At 63.6% G+C, this 18,447-nt stretch carries 17 protein-coding genes; 7 read left to right on the top strand and 10 right to left on the bottom strand.

Annotated features, from left to right (window positions below; genetic code table 11):
• Positions 1 to 79: 79 nt before the first annotated feature.
• From EXZ48_RS06985 to EXZ48_RS06955, 7 genes are all read right to left on the bottom strand, one after another.
• Positions 80 to 697: a riboflavin synthase gene (locus EXZ48_RS06985; RefSeq protein ID WP_130514994.1), complete on the bottom strand. Its 618-nt coding sequence runs from the start codon at positions 695 to 697 to the stop codon at positions 80 to 82.
• Positions 697 to 1,809: a bifunctional diaminohydroxyphosphoribosylaminopyrimidine deaminase/5-amino-6-(5-phosphoribosylamino)uracil reductase RibD gene (gene ribD / locus EXZ48_RS06980; RefSeq protein ID WP_130514992.1), complete on the bottom strand. Its 1,113-nt coding sequence runs from the start codon at positions 1,807 to 1,809 to the stop codon at positions 697 to 699. Before ribD ends, EXZ48_RS06985 begins: the two co-directional genes overlap by 1 nt.
• Positions 1,810 to 2,289 (bottom strand): transcriptional regulator NrdR, encoded by a 480-nt coding sequence (nrdR, locus tag EXZ48_RS06975; RefSeq protein WP_023515610.1) that lies wholly within the window; start codon positions 2,287 to 2,289, stop codon positions 1,810 to 1,812.
• Between the two features lie 66 nt (positions 2,290 to 2,355).
• Positions 2,356 to 3,654, bottom strand: coding sequence for a serine hydroxymethyltransferase (gene glyA, locus EXZ48_RS06970; protein WP_023515611.1), 1,299 nt, complete (start codon positions 3,652 to 3,654; stop codon positions 2,356 to 2,358).
• Positions 3,655 to 3,845: 191 nt separating this feature from the next.
• Positions 3,846 to 5,168, bottom strand: a complete 1,323-nt coding sequence (locus tag EXZ48_RS06965; RefSeq protein ID WP_050742925.1) for a murein L,D-transpeptidase — start codon at positions 5,166 to 5,168, stop codon at positions 3,846 to 3,848.
• A gap of 286 nt (positions 5,169 to 5,454) precedes the next feature.
• The gene (ldtR, locus tag EXZ48_RS06960) at positions 5,455 to 5,967 is read right to left on the bottom strand and encodes a transcriptional regulator LdtR (RefSeq protein ID WP_024270688.1); all 513 of its coding nucleotides are present in this window, start codon (positions 5,965 to 5,967) and stop codon (positions 5,455 to 5,457) included.
• A 130-nt stretch (positions 5,968 to 6,097) separates the two neighbouring features.
• Positions 6,098 to 6,535 (bottom strand): DUF6163 family protein, encoded by a 438-nt coding sequence (locus EXZ48_RS06955; RefSeq protein WP_037407643.1) that lies wholly within the window; start codon positions 6,533 to 6,535, stop codon positions 6,098 to 6,100.
• Positions 6,536 to 6,689: 154 nt separating this feature from the next.
• Between EXZ48_RS06955 and hemB the strand changes: the two genes are divergently transcribed.
• The 6 genes from hemB (at position 6,690) to EXZ48_RS06925 (ending at position 10,968) form a co-directional block, all read left to right on the top strand.
• Positions 6,690 to 7,706 (top strand): porphobilinogen synthase, encoded by a 1,017-nt coding sequence (gene hemB, locus EXZ48_RS06950; RefSeq protein WP_023513588.1) that lies wholly within the window; start codon positions 6,690 to 6,692, stop codon positions 7,704 to 7,706.
• Between the two features lie 233 nt (positions 7,707 to 7,939).
• Positions 7,940 to 8,404: an RDD family protein gene (locus tag EXZ48_RS06945; protein ID WP_023516918.1), complete on the top strand. Its 465-nt coding sequence runs from the start codon at positions 7,940 to 7,942 to the stop codon at positions 8,402 to 8,404.
• Positions 8,405 to 8,548: 144 nt separating this feature from the next.
• Positions 8,549 to 9,313, top strand: coding sequence for an arginyltransferase (locus tag EXZ48_RS06940; RefSeq protein WP_023516919.1), 765 nt, complete (start codon positions 8,549 to 8,551; stop codon positions 9,311 to 9,313).
• Positions 9,314 to 9,391: 78 nt separating this feature from the next.
• On the top strand, positions 9,392 to 10,306 hold the full coding sequence (locus tag EXZ48_RS06935; protein ID WP_023516920.1) for a DMT family transporter: 915 nt from the start codon (positions 9,392 to 9,394) through the stop codon (positions 10,304 to 10,306).
• A gap of 51 nt (positions 10,307 to 10,357) precedes the next feature.
• On the top strand, positions 10,358 to 10,579 hold the full coding sequence (locus EXZ48_RS06930) for an AbrB/MazE/SpoVT family DNA-binding domain-containing protein (protein ID WP_024270876.1): 222 nt from the start codon (positions 10,358 to 10,360) through the stop codon (positions 10,577 to 10,579).
• Positions 10,576 to 10,968, top strand: coding sequence for a type II toxin-antitoxin system death-on-curing family toxin (locus EXZ48_RS06925; protein WP_050742921.1), 393 nt, complete (start codon positions 10,576 to 10,578; stop codon positions 10,966 to 10,968). The genes EXZ48_RS06930 and EXZ48_RS06925 overlap by 4 nt, the downstream gene beginning before the upstream one ends.
• Here the strand turns inward: EXZ48_RS06925 and parC are convergent, their stop codons facing one another.
• Complete coding sequence (parC, locus tag EXZ48_RS06920; RefSeq protein WP_023512799.1) at positions 10,969 to 13,221, bottom strand: DNA topoisomerase IV subunit A; 2,253 nt, start codon at positions 13,219 to 13,221, stop codon at positions 10,969 to 10,971.
• Positions 13,222 to 13,430: 209 nt separating this feature from the next.
• Here parC and EXZ48_RS06915 point away from each other — a divergent pair, with 209 nt between their 5' ends.
• Complete coding sequence (locus tag EXZ48_RS06915) at positions 13,431 to 14,627, top strand: hypothetical protein (RefSeq protein WP_023512798.1); 1,197 nt, start codon at positions 13,431 to 13,433, stop codon at positions 14,625 to 14,627.
• A gap of 74 nt (positions 14,628 to 14,701) precedes the next feature.
• Here EXZ48_RS06915 and creD read toward each other — a convergent pair whose 3' ends face one another.
• A complete protein-coding gene (creD, locus tag EXZ48_RS06910; protein ID WP_165909296.1) occupies positions 14,702 to 16,132 on the bottom strand; it encodes a cell envelope integrity protein CreD in 1,431 nt (476 codons plus the stop codon).
• 182 nt (positions 16,133 to 16,314) lie between these two features.
• Positions 16,315 to 18,105 (bottom strand): aspartate--tRNA ligase, encoded by a 1,791-nt coding sequence (gene aspS, locus EXZ48_RS06905; RefSeq protein ID WP_130514990.1) that lies wholly within the window; start codon positions 18,103 to 18,105, stop codon positions 16,315 to 16,317.
• Between the last annotated feature and the right edge of the window lie 342 nt (positions 18,106 to 18,447).

Genomic DNA, 18,447 nt, shown 5'->3' with positions numbered 1-18,447 from the left:
CGATATCGTTACCTTGCAGGCTGGCCGTCACGCCGGTTTGTGCCGATCCGTGACGGTGCCCGCGAAAGTCACGCTGCCGTCACGCCTTGGGGGCGGGAAACTCGGCAAGCCGCGCCGCATACCGTGCCATGGTGTCGACCTCGAAGTTGACGAAGTCGCCCGCCTTGCGCTCGCCCCAGGTGGTGACGTCGAGCGTGTGGCGGATGAGAAGCACGTCGAAGACGGCGCCATCGACGGCGTTGACGGTGAGGGATGTGCCGTCGAGCGCGACCGATCCTTTTGGCGCCACGAAGCGCTCCAGCCCCGTGGGCGCGCGGATGCGGAAACGCGTCGCGTCGCCCTCGGCCTCGACGGAGAGGATCTCGGCCTTGCCGTCGACATGGCCGGAAACGATGTGGCCGCCGAGCTCGTCGCCGATCTTCAACGAGCGTTCGAGGTTGATGCGGGTGCCGGCCGTCCAGCCGGCGATGGTCGTCAGCCGCAGCGCCTCTTCCCAGGCCTCCACTTCGAACCAACGGGCGTTCGAGCCCGCTTCGGGCAGCGCCGTGACGGTGAGGCAGGTGCCGGAATGGGCGATGGAGGCCCCCATGTCGATGGTGGCCGGGTCGTAGGCCGTGCGCACGCGCAGGCGTACGCCCTCGTTCATGGGCTCGACCTTCTCGACCGTTCCGATGTCAGTGACAATGCCGGTAAACATCAATCGTCTCTTTCGTATTCGTGCAAACTGTCCGCGCCGAGGCGCGCCGTGTTCCGGAGCGAAAAGCCATCCGGCATGCGCCCGGACACACATGGGGATGCGATCCCGTCTTTGCCAATGGTACCGGTGCCCGCAAACAGCAGGATGCGATCGACGAGGCCGGCTTCGATGAAGGATTGCGCCGTGCGCGCGCCGCCTTCGACGAGCAGCGAGGAGGTTCCGCGGGTGGCGAGCGCCATCAGGAGATCGTCGAGCCGGCGCGGGTCGCAGGTCAGGATTTCGACGCCCGCGGCTTCGAGGGCGCCGGCGCGCGCGTCGTCGGCCGGCAGGCCAGAGGGGGGTATCTCCGTCCCCTTGGTCGTCACAACGATAACAGGCACATCCTTCGCCGTCCGCGCCAGCTTCGAGGCCGGCGACAGTTCCAGCCGAGGATCGAGCACGATGCGCACGGGCGAGCGGGCTTCGAGCCCCGGAAGACGGCAGGTCAGCTCCGGATCATCGGCCAGCGCCGTGCCGATGCCAATGAGGATCGCATCTGTCTCGGCACGCAGACCATGCACCTGCCCGCGCGAAACCGGCCCCGTGATCGCCACCTGCCCCGCACCGAGGCGGCCAAGCATGCCATCGGCGGAAACGGCAAGCTTGAGAGTCACATAGGGGCGCTTCTTCGTCTGGCGTGTGAGATAGGCGGCGAGCGCCGCACGGCCTTCCGCTTCCAGAACGCCCGTCTCGACCACGATGCCGGCATCGCGCAGCATCGAAAGCCCCCTGCCCGCCACGCGCTCGTCCGGATCCGTCACCGAGACCACGACGCGGGCGATGCCAGCGGCGATCAGCGCATCGGCGCAGGGCGGCGTCTTGCCGTGGTGCGAGCACGGTTCGAGCGTGACATAGGCCGTCGCGCCGCGCGCGGCTTCCCCCGCCTCGGCGAGCGCCTGCGTTTCGGCATGCGGCCGCCCGCCGCGCGCGGTCACGGCGGCGGCGAGGACCACACCGTGCTTGACGATCAGGCAGGCAACGGAGGGGTTTGTGGCAGTCAGGCCGAGATGACGGCGGCAGAGGCGGATGGCCGCTGCCATGAAGCGTGCGTCGTCTGTCGCCGCGCCGGACATCTAGCCGTCGGCGCCCGGATCCCGGGCGATCTTGGCGGCGACTTCGGAAAGGATCTTCTCGAAATCATCGACATGGGAGAAATCGCGGTAGACCGAGGCGTAGCGCACGAAGCCGACGTCATCGAGCGCCTTCAGCGCCTCCAGCACCTGGAGGCCGATTTCCTCGGAAGAGATTTCCGTCTCGCCGGAACTTTCAAGCCGGCGGACGATGCCCGAGACCGCGCGTTCGATGCGGTCCCGGTCGACGGGTCGCTTGCGAAGCGCGATCTCGAAGGAGCGCAGCAGCTTGTCGCGGTCGAAGGGGGCCTTGCGGCCCGTCTTCTTGGCGACCATCAGCTCACGCAGCTGCACCCGTTCGAAGGTCGTGAACCGGCCACCGCAATCCGGGCAGATGCGCCGGCGGCGAATGGCGGCCCCGTCCTCTGCAGGACGGGAATCCTTCACCTGCGAATCTTCCGAACCGCAATAGGGGCAGCGCATGAAGTCTCCTTGCTTTACGCGGTTCCTGACGGAAAACCGCGCGGCACTTTTCCTGGTACTGCTGTCTTACATATACGAGTACATCGGGAAGCGGTCCGTCAGCGCGACGACCTTCTCCCGAACGCCAGCTTCGACAGCCGCATTGCCCTCGTCGGAATTGGCGATCTTCAGGCCGTCGAGAACCTCGACGATCAGGTTGCCGATTTCCTTGAACTCGGCTTCCTTGAAGCCGCGGGTCGTGCCGGCCGGGGTACCGAGGCGGACGCCCGAGGTGACGAACGGCTTTTCGGGGTCGAACGGGATGCCGTTCTTGTTGCAGGTGACATAGGCGCGGCCGAGAGCGGCTTCCGCACGCTTGCCGGTGGCGTTCTTCTTGCGCAGGTCGACGAGCATCAGATGGTTGTCGGTGCCGCCCGAGACGATATCGAGACCACCGGCCTTCAGCGTCTCGGCAAGCGCCTTGGCATTCTTGACGATCTGCGCGGCATAGTCCTTGAACTCCGGCTGCAGCGCCTCGCCGAAGGCGACCGCCTTGGCGGCGATGATGTGCATCAGCGGACCGCCCTGCAGGCCCGGGAAGACCGCCGAGTTGACCTTCTTGGCAATCGTCTCGTCATTGGTAAGCACGATGCCGCCACGCGGGCCGCGCAGCGACTTGTGCGTGGTGGTCGTGGCAACATGGCAATGCGGGAACGGCGACGGGTGCTGGCCGCCGGCAACGAGGCCGGCAATGTGCGCCATGTCGACCATGAGATAGGCGCCGACTTCATCGGCGATCTCGCGGAAGCGCTTCCAGTCCCAGATGCGGGAATAGGCGGTGCCGCCGGCAATGATCAGCTTCGGCTTGTTGGCGCGGGCCTTTTCGGCAACGTCGTCCATGTCGAGCAGGTGATCTTCTTCACGCACGCCGTAGGAGACGACATTGAACCACTTGCCGGACATGTTGACCGGCGAGCCGTGCGTCAGGTGGCCGCCCGAGTTGAGGTCGAGGCCCATGAAGGTGTCGCCCGGCTGGAGCAGCGCAAGGAAGACGGCCTGGTTCATCTGCGAACCGGAATTCGGCTGCACGTTGGCGAAATCGACGCCAAACAGTTTCTTCGCGCGCTCGATGGCGAGTTCTTCGGCAATGTCGACGAACTGGCAGCCGCCGTAGTAGCGCTTGCCCGGATAGCCTTCGGCATACTTGTTCGTCATGATCGAGCCCTGGGCTTCGAGCACGGCGCGCGAAACGATGTTTTCCGAGGCGATCAGTTCGATCTCATGGCGCTGGCGACCGAGTTCCTTCTGGATCGAGCCGAAAATCTCCGGGTCGGTGTCGGCAAGGGAACGCGTGAAGAAAACGTCGGTAGCGGAAGAATTGCTCATCCTCGAGGCTCCTTAAGGGTGGGTGGCACGGTGTTTAACGTCCTCGCATGGCAAGGGCAATATCCGCTCCACGGTTTGCGCCATTTCCGCGCGTGTTCTGCGATAAAAACGACAGACGCAAAAAGCCGCAAAACAGAAAGGCCCCGCATTCCAAAGGGAAACGGGGCCTCGCAAAAGTCAGACAAATTGCCTTATTGCGGCAGAAGGTCGCTGTCGACGGCCTGGCCGCCTTCCTGGTTGTAGTTGGTCTGGAGGGCAAGCTCGGTGGCGCCGTCCTTCTGGTAGATGTCGTCGCGGAACTGCACGACGCGGTCCTTGGCAGACCAGGCGGTGATGTAGGTGAAGAAGACAGGCACCTCTTCCGCCAGCTTGATCGGCGTGTTGACGCCGCTCTTGATCGTCGCCTCCATCTGCGAGCGCGACCAGCCGGCCGTATCCTTCAGCAGCCAGACCGAAAGGTCGCGCACGTTCTGCACGCGCACGCAGCCGGACGATTCGAAGCGCATCAGCTTGTTGAACAGGCCCTGCTGCGGCGTGTCGTGCATGTAGACCTGATGCTCGTTGTGGAAGTTGATCTTCGTCGAGGACATCGCGTTGATCTTGCCCGGGTCCTGACGGAACATCAGGTTCGGCGCCTTCTCGGCGTTCCAGTCGACCGTTTCCGGCGAGACTTCGCCGCCGTTGCCGTCGAAGAGGCGGATCGAGTTGCGCGAGAGGTACGTCGGATCCTTGCGCATCAGCGGCATGATATCCTTCTGGATGATCGAGCGCGGCGCGGTCCAGTAGGGATTGAGGATCACTTCATAGATCTTGGAGTTCAGCACCGGCGACTGGCGGTCGATCTTGCCGACGATGGCGGTGTGGCGCGAGGCGACGCGGCCGTTTTCGACAGCCTCGATATAGGCGGCCGGGATATTGACCATGACATAGCGGCGGCCGAGGTCGCCCGACATGGCCTGCAGGCGCACGAGGTTTGTCTGAAGCTGGCCGAGGCGCGTGACTGCCGGGACGTTCAGTGCCTTCAGCGTGTACTCGCCGACGGCACCGTCGGCCGGCAGGCCATGGCGCGCCTGAAAGCGCTTGACGGCGCCATCCACATAGGAATCGAAGGCGCCGTTCGTGCCGGCGGAACGCGGCAGGTCGCCGGAGATGATCAGGCGCTGACGCAGCTGCTGCACGGCGGGATCGGCGACGCCCATCTCCATCTTCTGCTGCGTGTTGACCGTCGGCCAGCCGCCGTTCGAGACGATGTTCTGGTAATCGACGATCGCCTGCTGGAGATAGCCCGTGGTGCCGGAGCCGAAGATCGGATTGTTGGAGACGACGGCGGTCGCGGTGCGCGATGCCTCTGCGTCAAACTGGTCGTCCCAGTTGCCGCGGCGCGGAGCATTGAGGATGTCGTCGAGCGCTGTCTGGGCGAGCGCCTGACCGGCCACGGCGGCGGCGCCGAAGGTTGCGGCAGAGCGCAGGAATGCGCGGCGCGAGAACACATCAAATCCGGTTTTGCGAGACATTTATCCTACCATCTCCTGAGCGCCGCTGAAGGCGGCGAGGTGCACGCGGCACGGTGACCTCAAGGGTCCATACCCGATGCAGCTATCACGAACAGGGTTAACAAACGCAAACCGGCCCTGCCGCCCGCGCATACCTTAGCCCAGTTTCCGGGTGTCACAGCAATATGGCCAATTCGTGTCTCGGCAGGCACACGTCACCCTAACCCCCCGCACGAAAACGTGAAAAGCCGGACGCGCAGGGGACGCGGCCGGCTTTTATGGAGGAGGTCGAAAACGGCGCCCGAACTTACAGGCGGTAGAGGATCGAGTCGTTCCAGAAGCGATCGAGGCGCTGGAGCAGCTTGTTCATCTGGTTGAACTCGCCTTCGCCGATACCGCCGACCTTCTGGATCGAGCCGATATGGCGCTCGTAGAGCTTTGCCACGGTCTCGGCGATTTCCTGGCCGCTTTCCGTCAGGCTGATGCGGACGGAGCGACGATCGATGCGCGAACGCTGGTGGTTGATGAAGCCGAGGTCGACCAGCTTCTTGACGTTGTAGGAAACGTTCGAGCCGAGATAATAGCCGCGGCTGCGCAGCTCGCCTGCCGTCAGTTCCGAATTGCCGATGTTGAAGAGGAGCAGCGCCTGGACGGCGTTGACATCCGAGCGGCCGGCGCGGTCGAACTCGTCCTTGATGACGTCGAGCAGACGACGGTGCAGACGCTCGACGAGGTGGAGGGATTCCAGGTAGAGATTGCGGATCGCGTCTTCCTGCGGGTCGACGACGGGGGCCTGCTGCGGCTTCATCTTGGTGTTCATGGTTTCTGCCTCACTGTTTTGTTTGGCGGTGTGGTTTGTTTTCCCGCCTTGAGTGAGAACCTAACGAATGCATCTAAAATTCTACTTAAACCGCAGCCTTAACAGCGCCTTACCGGAAGGCGACTCTGTCTCAGGGTGAATCAGTTCTTACCGTGCGGGCCTGCCGGCGGCGCTGGACGAAGAGCGCGACGCGGAAAAGAACGAAGACAAGCGCGATGGCACCGTGGGTCAGAACCAGCAGCCGGTTGACGCCGAAGGTCGAGGGATAGACCTCGTGCATGGCGATCTCGGTGGCGGCCGCGATGAGCCAGATCACCGGCCCCCAGGAGACGAGAAGCCAGAGGCCGACGGCCGCAACGGGAAACAGCACGGCGAGCGCCGTGTAGGCCGCCTTCCAGGCCGGCGGCAGCAGGTCGAAACGCCCCTGCCCGCCGAAGGAGAAGCCCGTCAGCATCGCCCAGTACTGCAGCGCGAACCACAACGAGCCGACCGCCACCAGCCGCAGGAACAGCGCGAACAGCGTCTCGGTCAGGCTGGGCCTCGGGCCCTTTGCAGAATCAGCAACCATGGCGCGGACAGTAAGGGCAAGGCCGGCCGGCATAAAGCCCGTAACCGCGATCATGCACGGCCATATGCCGCACGCCCCCGTATCGCTGGCGATTTGATTGACGCATGCAGCATGATAAGGAGGCGAAAACAGGCCCACGCAAGGAAATGGCATCATGACCGGCAGCAGGAACATCGTCGACGAGATCACCGGCCACCGCCGCATGCGGCGCAACCGGAAGGCCGACTGGACGCGCCGGCTGGTCCAGGAAAACCGTCTGACGGTCGATGATCTCATCTGGCCGGTCTTCGTGGTGCCCGGCGAGAATGTCATTGACCCCGTCACCGCCATGCCCGGCGTCAACCGCATGAGCGTCGACAGGCTGGTGGAAGCGGCAAAGGAAGCCGCAGATCTCGGCATTCCCGCCATCGCCACCTTCCCGAACATCGAGATGCACCTGCGCGACGAGACCGGCTCGAACAGCCTTGCGGCCGACAACCTCATCAACGCCGCGACGCGCGCCATCAAGAAGGCCGTGCCCAATATCGGCGTCATCACCGACGTCGCGCTCGACCCCTTCACCAGCCACGGCCATGACGGCGTGCTGCGCGGCGACGTCATCGTCAACGACGAGACGGTCGAACTTGTGGCGCGCGCCGCGGTCATCCAGGCCGATGCGGGCTCCGACATCATCGCGCCGTCGGAAATGATGGACGGCCGCATCGGCGTCATCCGCCAGGCGCTCGACGCCGCCGGCCACCAGGATGTCGGCGTCATGTCCTATGCAACGAAATTCGCTTCCGCCTTCTACGGCCCGTACCGCGACGCGATCGGCACCGGCGGCCTCCTGAAGGGCGACAAGAAGACCTACTACATCGACCCGGCCAACGGCACGGAGGCGATCCGCGATGCAGCGCTCGACGTGGAGGAAGGCGCCGACATGCTGATGGTCAAGCCCGGCCTTCCCTATCTCGATATCTGTTGGCGCATGAAGGAGGCCTTCGGTCTTCCGGTCTTCGCCTATCAGGTCTCGGGCGAGTACAGCCAGATCAAGGCCGCCGCGATGAACGGCTGGATCGACGGCGAACGCGTGATGCTGGAGACCCTCCTGGCGTTCAAGCGCGCGGGGTGTGACGGCATCCTGACGTACTTTGCGATGGACGTGGCGCGGCATCTCGCCCGCAAGGGCTGAAATCCGATTTGCCCCTCCCCCTAACCCTCTCCCCGCAAGCGCGGAGAGGGGACGTGCCCAACTCTACGGCAGAGAGTTCGGAAAACGGCGCGGCATATCCCCCTCGCCCCACTTGCGGGGAGAAGGTGGCCGGCAGGCCGGATGAAGGGCATACGCCCCCAACCCCAATCACCGTTGTTTTCCCCCAAGAGCCTCCCCATATAACAGGCATGTTCCATTCGGGAGACAATGAGATGAGCGCCGACTTCAACGAAACGCGGGTTCCGACGACAGACTGGCAGGCCTATCGCGGCGTGCTGTCGCGCCGGATTTTTGCGTTTCTGATCGACTATGCGATCGTCGCCCTGCTCTGGATCCCGGCCGCCGTGATCGTGTTCTTCCTCGGCATCCTGACACTCGGCCTCGGCTTCTTCCTCTATCCGGCGCTCTTCGCCATTGTCGCCATGCTCTATTTCGGCCTGACGATGGGCGGCCCGAGCCAGGCGAGCGCCGGCATGAACGTGATGGGCCTCGCACTTGCCCGTGTGGATGGGCGCCCGATCGACTTCCTGACGGCGATCGTGCATCTCGTGCTGTTCTGGATCGGCAACGCGCTTCTGACGCCGTTCATCGTGCTCGTCGGCCTCTTCACCGACCGTGGCCGCCTGTTGCACGACCTCCTGCTTGGCACCGTGGTGGTGCGCCGGGACCGTTACTGAGGACGGGGCGCCCTCACCGCGCGCGCAATCCGTTGTCCCGGTCGATTCCGGCCGGAAGGGTCGCGCCCCAGTTGACCTTTTTTTGAACTAGGCCATGGTATTGGCATAGAAGTGTCACACAGCGACGGAGTCGCCCCACGGCCGATGAATACGCAGGCAACACCCTCTCCGCAATTCTATCTCACCGCGCCGGCGGCCTGTCCCTATCTGCCGCAGGAGATGGAGAGGAAGGTGTTTACCCATCTGGTGGGCGAGCGTGCGCCGGAACTGAACGACCTCCTGACGCAGGGCGGGTTCCGCCGCTCGCAGAACATCGCCTATAGACCTGCCTGCGAGACCTGCCGCGCCTGTATTTCCGTGCGCATTCTCGTCAATGAGTTCGAACCGCGCCGCTCGATGCGCAAGGTGCTGGCCGCCAACGCCGATCTCATTTCGCACGAATATCCGGCCGAGCCCTCCAGCGAGCAATACTCCCTCTTCCGTCATTATCTCGATGCCCGCCACCAGAAGGGCGGCATGTCCGACATGTCGGTGCTCGACTATGCGATGATGGTGGAGGACACCCATGTGCACACCAAGATCATCGAATACCGCCTGCGCGAGGAAGGCTCGGGTCTGAAGGAACGGCCGCAGGGCGAATTGCTCGCCGTGGCGCTGACGGACCGCATGGGCGACGGCCTCTCCATGGTCTATTCCTTCTACAATCCCGAGGTGGCGGACCGCTCCCTCGGCACCTTCATGATTCTCGACCACATCCGCCGCGCCAGAATGCTCGGCCTGCCGCATGTCTATCTCGGCTACTGGGTCAAGGGATCGCGCAAGATGGACTACAAGACGAAGTTTCTGCCGCAGGAACACCTGATGCCACGCGGCTGGGAGCGCTATGACGGCGAGACCAACGATACCTGAAGCCATATCGGCGAAAGCCCGACCTGCTCCAGAAACATTGTATTCAACGCCTTTCCAGCTTCCAAAACCGGTTCCGCCGTGCCCTCGACAAGCGATCCCGCCCTTCACCGCAAGGGTCTTCTCATCACCGCCATCGGCGGCCTCGCCCTCTCCTTCGACATTCCGCTGATCCGCGCTGCCGGCGGCGACGTCTGGTCAATGGTCGCCGTGCGGAATATCTCGGTTTTTGTTGTGGCGATCGCGCTCTGGGCCGGTCTGAACTTCGTCCTGCGCCGCAGGACGGTGCTCGTTCCCGGGCGCATCGGCCTGCTGATCGGCCTGTGCTACGGCATCAACGGGCTGACCTTCATGCTGGCGGTGTTCAACACGACGACGGCCAATGTCGTCTTCATCCTCGCCTTCACGTCGATGTTCGCCGCCATCCTCTCCTGGATCTTCCTCGGCGAGCGCCCGAGCAACGCCACGCTGCTCACCATGGCCGCCATGGTCGCGGGCGTGCTTTTGATCGTGCATGACGGGCTTTCGAGCGGAAACCTCTTCGGCGACGCCATGGCCCTCTGCTCGGCGCTGGTGCTGGCGACCTCCTTGACACTCAGCCGCAGGAGCAAGGCCGACATGGGCTTCGTTCCGCTCGTTGCCGCCGTGCTCTCGGGCGTCGTTGCGCTGTTCTTTCTGCCGCCCGGCGGCCTTTCGATCGCCGAGCCGGTCTATATCCTCCTCAACGGCCTCGTGCTCCTCCCCCTCGCCTTCTGGTGTCTTGCAACCGGCCCGCGCTACCTTTCCGCCCCGGAAGTCGGCATGTTCTATCTCGTCGAGACGGTGCTCGCCCCCATCTGGGTCTGGGTCGCCTTTGCCGAAACACCCACCACGCAAACCCTGATCGGCGGCTCGATCCTCATCCTCGCACTGCTCGCCCACTCGCTGTGGCAGCTGCGCTCCAGGGCCCGCGCTGCGGAGAGGGATGCCGCGGTTGAGCTTCCGTCTGCGGGGTAAATTGAAGTGAGGGGCGAGCCGTGTTATAACTAGGTTATAACAAGGTGCACCATGAACATCACTATTCGCAAGATCGGCAATTCCGAGGGCATAATCATCCCGAAAGACGTCCTTGACCGTATGGGTGTCAAGGCTGGCGATGAACTGATCCTTTCTGAGGAGGACGGCAAGATCAAGCTGGTCCCGCAAAATACCGACCTTGCGGAACAGTTGAAGGCCGCTCGCCTCGGCATGGAGAAATATCGCGTCGCCCTGCGCGAACTCGCCAAATGAGGGACATCAAATGGCTTTCGCGCCAAACCGTCGAGGTCATGCGTGATGAGCAGCTTCGCGAGCATGGCGGGCTGGCTGGCCTCAAGGACGAGAACGCCCTCGAAGCCGCGTTAGCTCGCCCGATCAACAAGGCCATCTATAGTCAGCCCGATGTTTTTGAACTCGCCGCGGCCTACCTGTACGGTATTGTACAAAACCGTCCATTTTCAGACGGGAACAAGCGAACCGGCTTCCTCGCCGCGTTCACATTTCTGATGCTGAACGGTTTCTTGATCGAAGCATCACAAGCCGATGTCATCGCGTTCGTCCTCGCCGTCGCAGCCGGCGAGATCGATGAGGAAGGCGCGACGCGCTTCCTGCGCGACGTCAGCCTTCCCTATTCCGTTTGATCAGCCACTGAACTTTCCGCTGCGCGGGAAACCCTTGGGAACAGTGCGGCCGGCGCCGGCGCGGTCGGCGAGCCACTCGGCGAGTTCGTCCTTGCTGCGCACGAAGTTGCGGCCGGCGCTGTCGTCCCAGGTGAGGCCGTCGGCGATGGCGAAGCAACGCAGATCCGACACGCCGCCGTCCTTGTAGCGCTGCAGGCGGACGCCCTTGCCGCGCGACATCTCGGGAAGCTGCGCCAGCGGGAAGACCAGCATCTTGCGGTTCTCGCCGACGACGGCGACGTGATCGCCGCGCACCGGCACAACCAGTTTGGCCTCGTCGGGCATGCCCACATTCATCACCTGCTTGCCCTTGCGGGTGTTGGCGACCATCTCGGTTTCGGCGACGACAAAACCGTTGCCGGCCTGCGAGGCGACGATGACCTTGCGCGAGGCGTCATGCACGAAGGCGGTCAGCACGTCCTGGTCGTTCTCCATGTCGACCATGATGCGCAAGGGCTCGCCATGGCCGCGACCGCCGGGCAACTTGTCCGCGCCGAGCGTGAAGACCTTGCCGCCCGTCGTCATGATCAGCACCTTGTCGGTCGTCTGCGCCGGGAAAGCCACCTTCAGGGCGTCGCCCTCCTTGAACTGGAGGCCGGACGTATCGGCGATATGTCCCTTCAACGCGCGGATCCAGCCCTTTTCCGAGATGACGACCGTAACCGGCTCCTTCTCGATCATCGCCTGCTGGATGGCCTCGACATCGGCCTCCGGAGCGCTGGCGAACTGGGTGCGGCGGCGGCCGATCTCGGTGGCCTTGGCGAATTTCTTGCGGACCTCGCCGATTTCCCAGGCGACGGTCTGCCACTGCTTCTCGTCGGAGGCGAGCAGCGCCTCGATCTCCGCCTTCTCCTTCGACAGCGTGTCGAATTCGGTGCGGATCTCGAATTCTTCCAGCTTGCGCAGCGAGCGCAGGCGCATGTTGAGGATCGCCTCGGCCTGCACGTCGGTGAGCGAGAAGGTCTCCATCAGGGAGGTCTTCGGCTCGTCCTCCTCGCGGATGATGCGGATCACCTCGTCGAGGTTGAGATAGGCGACGAGGTAACCGCCGAGGATTTCGAGGCGGCGGTCGATGGCGGCAAGGCGATGGCGCGAACGGCGCTGGAGCACCTCGCGCCGATGGGCGAGCCACTCGACGAGCACGTCCTTCAGGCCCATGACCTTCGGCACGCGTCCCATCGAGAGCACGTTCATGTTGAGCGGAATGCGGTTTTCCAGCTCCGACAACTTGAAGAGCGATTCCATCAGGATCGTCGGATCGACGGTGCGGCTCTTCGGCACCAGCACGATGCGCACGTCCTCGGCCGATTCGTCCCTGATATCCTCGAGCAGCGGCAGCTTGCGGGCGATAAGCAGCTCGGCGATCTTCTCGATCAGCCGCGACTTCTGCACCTGGTAGGGAATTTCGGTGACGACGATCTGGTAGCCGCCGCGGCCGAGATCTTCCGTCTCCCACTTCGAACGCACACGAAAACCGCCGCGTCCCGTCTTGTAGGCCTCGATGATGCTTTCGCGGCTGTCTATGATGATGCCGCCGGTCGGGAGATCGGGGCCGAGCACGAACTCGGTGAGCTTTTCGACATCGGCATCCGGATGACGGATGAGATGCAGCGCCGCGTCGCACAGTTCATGCACGTTGTGCGAAGGGATCGACGTCGCCATGCCGACGGCGATGCCGGAGGAACCGTTTGCAAGCAGGTTCGGGAAGGCGCCCGGCAGAACGATCGGCTCCTCGTCCTCCTCGTTGTAGGTCTTGCGGAAATCGACGGCGTCCTGGTCGATGCCTTCGAGCAGCAGCGTCGCGACCTCGGTCATACGCGCTTCTGTGTATCGGTAGGCGGCGGCGTTGTCGCCGTCGATATTGCCGAAATTCCCCTGGCCGTCGACGATCGGGTAGCGCTGCGAAAAATCCTGCGCGAGGCGCACCAGCGCGTCATAGACCGACTGGTCGCCGTGCGGGTGGAACTTACCGATGACGTCGCCGACGATACGCGCGCATTTCTTGAACGAGGAATTGGACCTGAGGCCCATTTCGCTCATCGCATGGATGATGCGGCGGTGCACCGGCTTCAGGCCGTCGCGCACATCCGGCAGCGCGCGCTGCGTGATGGTCGACAACGCATAGGCAAGGTAGCGCTCTTCCAGCGCCGCCTTGAGGTCGACCGGCAGGATATTGTCGTCTCCGCCATCCGGCGGCAAAGTGTTCTGTCCCATGGGTCTTGACTAGCGTTCCTGCCGATTCGCGGCAAGGAAACCGGGCGTTCAGCCTGTGGATAGCGCTTTGTAAAGCCTAAGTCGGAAATCCGGCCGGCGGCAGAGATTTCCATGGAAAGTTCCAACGGCCCGAATATAGTCGCCGCGCCGCACGTATAGATGCGGTAACGGCAAGGCAGCCGTCCAAAAATCCAGAAAGAGAGCCTAACATGATGCGCACCTCCCATTTCCGCACCCTCCTCGCCGGCGCCGCGCTCGCCTCCCTGGCAAGCCCCGCCTTCGCGCTCGATGGCGCGGATCTGCTGGCCAAGCTGAATGCCACCTATGCCACGAGCGGCGTCACCATCAGCTCCTCGAACGTCGCCGTCGACGGCTCGACCGTGACGCTGGACAGCGCCGAACTGAAGGCCACCGGCTCGGAAGCCCCGGTCAAGCTCGGCACCATCACCATGGATGGCGTCGAGGAAGACGGCGAAGGCGGCTACACCGTCGAGACCGTTTCGTTCCAGGACATCAACGTCACCGAAGCGGATGCCACGGTTTCGGCCAAGGACATCGCCATCAACGGCGTCATCATTCCCGGCACGGTCGTTCCCGGCACGCTGGAATCGCTGCTGATGTACGAATCGGCCACCGCCGGCCCGGTCTCCGTCACCTCCAAGGGCAAGGAAGTCTTCTCCATGTCCGGCATGGAGGCGAACATCAAGCGCATGGACGCCGATGCCGGCCTCGAATTCGACGCCACGCTGTCGGACCTGAAGGCCGACCTCACCTCGGTCGAAGACCCGAAGGCCAAGGACACGCTCGCCAAGCTGAATATGCAGACACTGGAAGGCAAGGTCTCGATGTCGGGCAGCTGGGAACTTGCCAGCGGCAAGCTCGCCGTCGACGAATACGCCTTCGACTTCAAGGATGTCGGCCGTCTCAACCTGGCGCTGGAGTTCTCCGGCTACACGCTCGACTTCCTGAAGAGCATGCAGGAGGCCATCAAGGCCGCCGAAGCCAATCCGAACAAGGAAGAGGCCAACGCCGCCATGGGCATGTCCATGATGGGCCTCGTGCAGCAGCTGACCTTCAACAGCGCCTCCATCTCCTTCGAAGACGCCTCGATCACCAAGAAGCTGCTTGACTATGCCGGCAGCGAACAGGGCGTTTCCGGCGACCAGATGGCCCAGTCGCTGAAGGGCCTCATCCCGATCATGCTCGCCCAGTTGAACATGCCGGATCTGCAGAACCAGATCGCGGAAGCCGCCAACGCCTATCTCGACGATCCCAAGAGCATCACGATCAGCGCCGAGCCGAAGGAGCCGGTACCGTTCCCGATGATCATGGGCGCCGCCATGGGGGCACCGCAGACCATCCCGCAGGTTCTCGGCGTCACGGTTACGGCCAACGACGAGATGTAAGACATTCGGTTGATCGACCGAAAAGGAAAGGCCCGGAGCTGACGCTCCGGGCCTTTTGCGTTGAGAGCCTTGCCTCAGCGAGCCGGGGCCGCCTGCGGCACCGACCATTCGACGCGGCGCGTCGCGTACATCGTCGCTGCGATGGTGACGAAGGAGATCAGCGCGCCGGCGAGCAGCGCGTATTCGTCCTCGCGCAGCACCAGATACATGACGCCATAGGCCGAGAGCAGCACCGCGCCGAGCGACAGGCCGTTCCTGCGGCTGCCCGTCGCGCTGCCGAGATAGGCGGCGATCAACAGGGTCGTGGCGAGCGAGGCTGCGGCATAGGCGATGGTGAAACCGGTGTGTTCGGCAAGCGCCAGAAGCAGTACGTAGAACACGATGAGCGCAAGCCCCGTCAGCACATACTGGATCCAGTGCACCATGCGCCCGCCCTTCAGCTCCACAACGAAGACGGCGAGAAAGACGAGCGAAATGAAGCCGATCGAGTATTTCAGCGTCCGCGACACCACCTGATAGAACTGCACGGGCTCCACGAGGTTGATGCTCATCATGCTGCCCGACAACGGCAGGGTCGGGCCGGCAGCGACGCGGTCGATGCCGCGGGCGAGATAGGGGATCGTCCACTTGGCCGAAAAATCCGACGCGGTGACGGTCTTCTCCTCCGGCAGGAAGAGGCCTTCGAAACCGGGATGCGGCCAGTTCGCCTTGGCCGAAAAGGTCGTCGTCTGGCCGGCGGGCGCGACGGCGAAGCTGCGCGAACCGTTGAGCGACAGGGCGATCTCGAAGACGAAACCATTTTCGATGAGCGGGCGTTCGATGAACCGGTGCACGCCTGCGCTCGTTTGTGGTGTGGCATAACCCTCCACGCCCGTGCTCGCCATCGCGGAAATCTGCCGCATGCCGGGATCGAACGGGCGTGCGACCCCGTTGTCGATCCTCACACCGGCATCGGAGCGAATGCCGGTGATGTCGTTGATGTTGAGCACCAGAAACGCCCGGTCGAGCTGCGGCGTACCGTCGAATTGCGCAAGGTCCTGCAGGATGTTGCCGGCAAAGCGGCCCTTCAGCGTCAGCGCGCCGTTATAGACCGGCAGCGTGTAGATGGAGAGCTTGCGCTCCTCCGCCTTCAGGTCGGCCGTCACGTCGAGTGTTTCCGGCATGACGAGCACCCATTCGGTCACCCGCTCGACAACCGTGCGCGCATCCATCGTGCGGCTGCGCTCGACCTCGAAGGGTACCGCAAGATAGGGGCCGTTGATCGCCTGGTCGCCGCCCCAGCCGTTGGCGATGCGCCGCGAGACATCGGCCGCGCGCTGTGCGCGCTCCTCCGTCAGGCCCCAGACCAGGAGCAGCGGCACCAGCAGCGCCACCGAAATGATGCCGATCATGATGAATTTGACGCCGGGCGAGCGCAGGAACGTGGCAAGATTGCCGCGCGGCTCGATGGGCGGCATCTGCCTGCCCGATACGGGAATGGGATCGTCCGCTTCCGTCGATGTCATGAAAAGTCCCTCCAGTCGTGAATCGCCTCTTTCGGGCGCATCTTCACGCTAGGGGTGCATTTCGACTGATTGTGCGCGGAATTGGGATCGACTGGCGGCGAATTCACGGCATTGTGGCGTCCGCGCAAAAGGAAAGGGCCGGTGTTTCCACCGGCCCTTTCACAGGAGACAGCCGCGAAGGCTCAGTCCTTCTTCTGCGAGGGAACGACGCGCAGCGCCAGTTCCCGCAGCTGCGCCGGGGCGGCCGGCGACGGGGCGTTCATGAGGAGGTCCTGTGCCTGCTGGTTCATCGGGAACAGCGAGATCTCGCGCAGGTTCTTCGCGCCGACGAGCAGCATGACCACGCGGTCGATGCCGAAGGCGCAACCGCCATGCGGCGGAGCACCGTACTGGAAGGCGCGGTAGAGGCCGCCGAAGCGCTCTTCCACGTCGCCCTGCGAGAGGCCGACCTTCTCGAAGGCCTTGACCATCAGTTCCGGCGACTGGTTACGGATCGAGCCTGAGGCGATTTCGAAGCCGTTGCAGACCGCGTCATACTGGTAGGCCTTCAGCTCCAGCGGATCCTTGCTGTCGAAGGCCTCGAGGCCACCCTGCGGCATGGAGAAGGGGTTGTGCGCGAAGTCGATCTTCTTTTCGTCTTCGTTGTATTCGTAGAACGGGAAATCGACGATCCAGCACATTTCAAAGCGATCGCGGTCGACGAGATTCAGCTCCTCGCCGGCGCGCGTGCGGGCTTCGCCGGCGAACTTGTAGAACTTCGCGGGATCGCCGGCGACGAAGAAGCAGGCATCGCCGTCATCGAGACCGAGCTGCGTGCGGATGGCTTCCGTGCGCTCCTCGCCGATGTTTTTCGCCAGCGGGCCGGCGCCTTCGAGCTTCTCGCCCTCCTTGCGCCAGAAGATGTAGCCGAGGCCGGGCTGGCCCATCGACTGTGCCCAGGCGTTCATGCGATCGCAGAAGGCACGGGAACCGCCGGTCTTGGCCGGGATCGCCCAGACCTGGACCTTCGGGTTCGAGGCGATCATGTTCGCGAAGACCTTGAAACCGGAACCGGCGAAATGATCGGTGACGGCCTGCATGACGATCGGGTTGCGAAGGTCCGGCTTGTCGGAGCCATACTTGCGGATCGCCTCGTCATAGGGGATGCGCGGCCACTTCTTGGTGACGGGCTTGCCCTCGGCGAATTCTTCGAAGACGGCCGTCATCATCGGCTCCATCGTTTCCCAGACGTCTTCCTGAGTGACGAAGCTCATCTCGACGTCGAGCTGATAGAATTCGCCCGGCAGGCGGTCGGCACGCGGATCTTCGTCGCGGAAGCACGGCGCGATCTGGAAGTAGCGGTCGAAACCGGCAACCATCAGGAGCTGCTTGTACTGCTGCGGGGCCTGAGGCAGGGCGAAGAACTTGCCTTCGTGGATGCGCGAGGGCACGAGGAAGTCGCGCGCGCCCTCGGGCGAGGAGGCGGTCAGGATCGGCGTCGTATATTCGGCAAAACCCGCCTCACCCATGCCCTTGCGCATGGAGGAGATGATCTGCGTACGCTTGACGATGTTCTTGTGCAGCGTCTCGCGGCGCAGGTCGATGAAGCGGTACTTCAGGCGCACGTCTTCCGGATAGTCCGGCTCGCCGAAGACCGGCAGCGGCAATTCCTTGGCGGCCGAGAGGACTTCGATGTCCTGCGCGTAGAGCTCGATCTCGCCGGTCGGCATGCCCTTGTTGACGGTATCCTCGGTGCGCGCCTTGACGAGACCGTCGATGCGGATCACCCATTCGCCGCGCACGGTCTCGGCTTTCTTGAAGGCCGGCGAATCGGGATCGGCGACGACCTGGGTGATGCCGTAATGGTCGCGCAGGTCGATGAAGAGCACGCCGCCATGATCTCGAACGCGGTGAACCCAGCCGGAAAGACGGACGGTCTGGCCGACATCGGACTTGCGGAGGGCGGCGCAGGTGTGGCTGCGGTAACGGTGCATCGTGGTATCCTGAAATGCTGATAGGCCGCGCGGGAAGAACCCGGCGCGGCGACCAAGAAAAATCGCGCGGAAAAGCGCATGGCCGACGCTGTTTGTCAAGGCTTGCGGGTCTTTTGCCGGGAGGGTGCCGCGTGTCCCCGCCCCTCATCCGGCTGCCGCCACCTTCTCCCCGCAAGCGGGGCGAAGGGGATATGCCGCACCGTTTTCCTTCGTCATCACCGGTTCGTGGGGCACGTACCCTCTCCCCGCTTGCGGGGAGAGGGTCAGGGTGAGGGGCTACGCCTTGCTTCCAGCCGCGCCCCGGAAACGTTCTGCATCCCGACCGCGAACATAATCCCGGCG

The sequence above is a fragment of the Shinella sp. JR1-6 genome, from assembly GCF_004284735.1.
Classification (GTDB): Bacteria; Pseudomonadota; Alphaproteobacteria; order Rhizobiales; family Rhizobiaceae; genus Shinella.
Note: the sequence above shows the minus strand (reverse complement) of the source record. Positions and strands in the feature narration are given on the sequence as shown.

Bases quoted from the DNA above. Each gene is read 5' to 3' on its own strand.
- EXZ48_RS06940 (WP_023516919.1), top strand. From the start codon at position 8,549: ATGAATACGCAGGCAACACCCTCTCCGCAATTCTATCTCACCGCGCCG.
- EXZ48_RS06925 (WP_050742921.1), top strand. From the start codon at position 10,576: ATGAGGGACATCAAATGGCTTTCGCGCCAAACCGTCGAGGTCATGCGT.
- creD (WP_165909296.1), bottom strand. From the start codon at position 16,132: ATGACATCGACGGAAGCGGACGATCCCATTCCCGTATCGGGCAGGCAG.
- nrdR (WP_023515610.1), bottom strand. From the start codon at position 2,289: ATGCGCTGCCCCTATTGCGGTTCGGAAGATTCGCAGGTGAAGGATTCC.
- EXZ48_RS06955 (WP_037407643.1), bottom strand. From the start codon at position 6,535: ATGGTTGCTGATTCTGCAAAGGGCCCGAGGCCCAGCCTGACCGAGACG.
- aspS (WP_130514990.1), bottom strand. From the start codon at position 18,105: ATGCACCGTTACCGCAGCCACACCTGCGCCGCCCTCCGCAAGTCCGAT.
- ribD (WP_130514992.1), bottom strand. From the start codon at position 1,809: ATGTCCGGCGCGGCGACAGACGACGCACGCTTCATGGCAGCGGCCATC.
- hemB (WP_023513588.1), top strand. From the start codon at position 6,690: ATGACCGGCAGCAGGAACATCGTCGACGAGATCACCGGCCACCGCCGC.
- glyA (WP_023515611.1), bottom strand. From the start codon at position 3,654: ATGAGCAATTCTTCCGCTACCGACGTTTTCTTCACGCGTTCCCTTGCC.
- EXZ48_RS06945 (WP_023516918.1), top strand. From the start codon at position 7,940: ATGAGCGCCGACTTCAACGAAACGCGGGTTCCGACGACAGACTGGCAG.
- EXZ48_RS06985 (WP_130514994.1), bottom strand. From the start codon at position 697: ATGTTTACCGGCATTGTCACTGACATCGGAACGGTCGAGAAGGTCGAG.
- ldtR (WP_024270688.1), bottom strand. From the start codon at position 5,967: ATGAACACCAAGATGAAGCCGCAGCAGGCCCCCGTCGTCGACCCGCAG.
- parC (WP_023512799.1), bottom strand. From the start codon at position 13,221: ATGGGACAGAACACTTTGCCGCCGGATGGCGGAGACGACAATATCCTG.
- EXZ48_RS06915 (WP_023512798.1), top strand. From the start codon at position 13,431: ATGATGCGCACCTCCCATTTCCGCACCCTCCTCGCCGGCGCCGCGCTC.
- EXZ48_RS06930 (WP_024270876.1), top strand. From the start codon at position 10,358: ATGAACATCACTATTCGCAAGATCGGCAATTCCGAGGGCATAATCATC.
- EXZ48_RS06965 (WP_050742925.1), bottom strand. From the start codon at position 5,168: ATGTCTCGCAAAACCGGATTTGATGTGTTCTCGCGCCGCGCATTCCTG.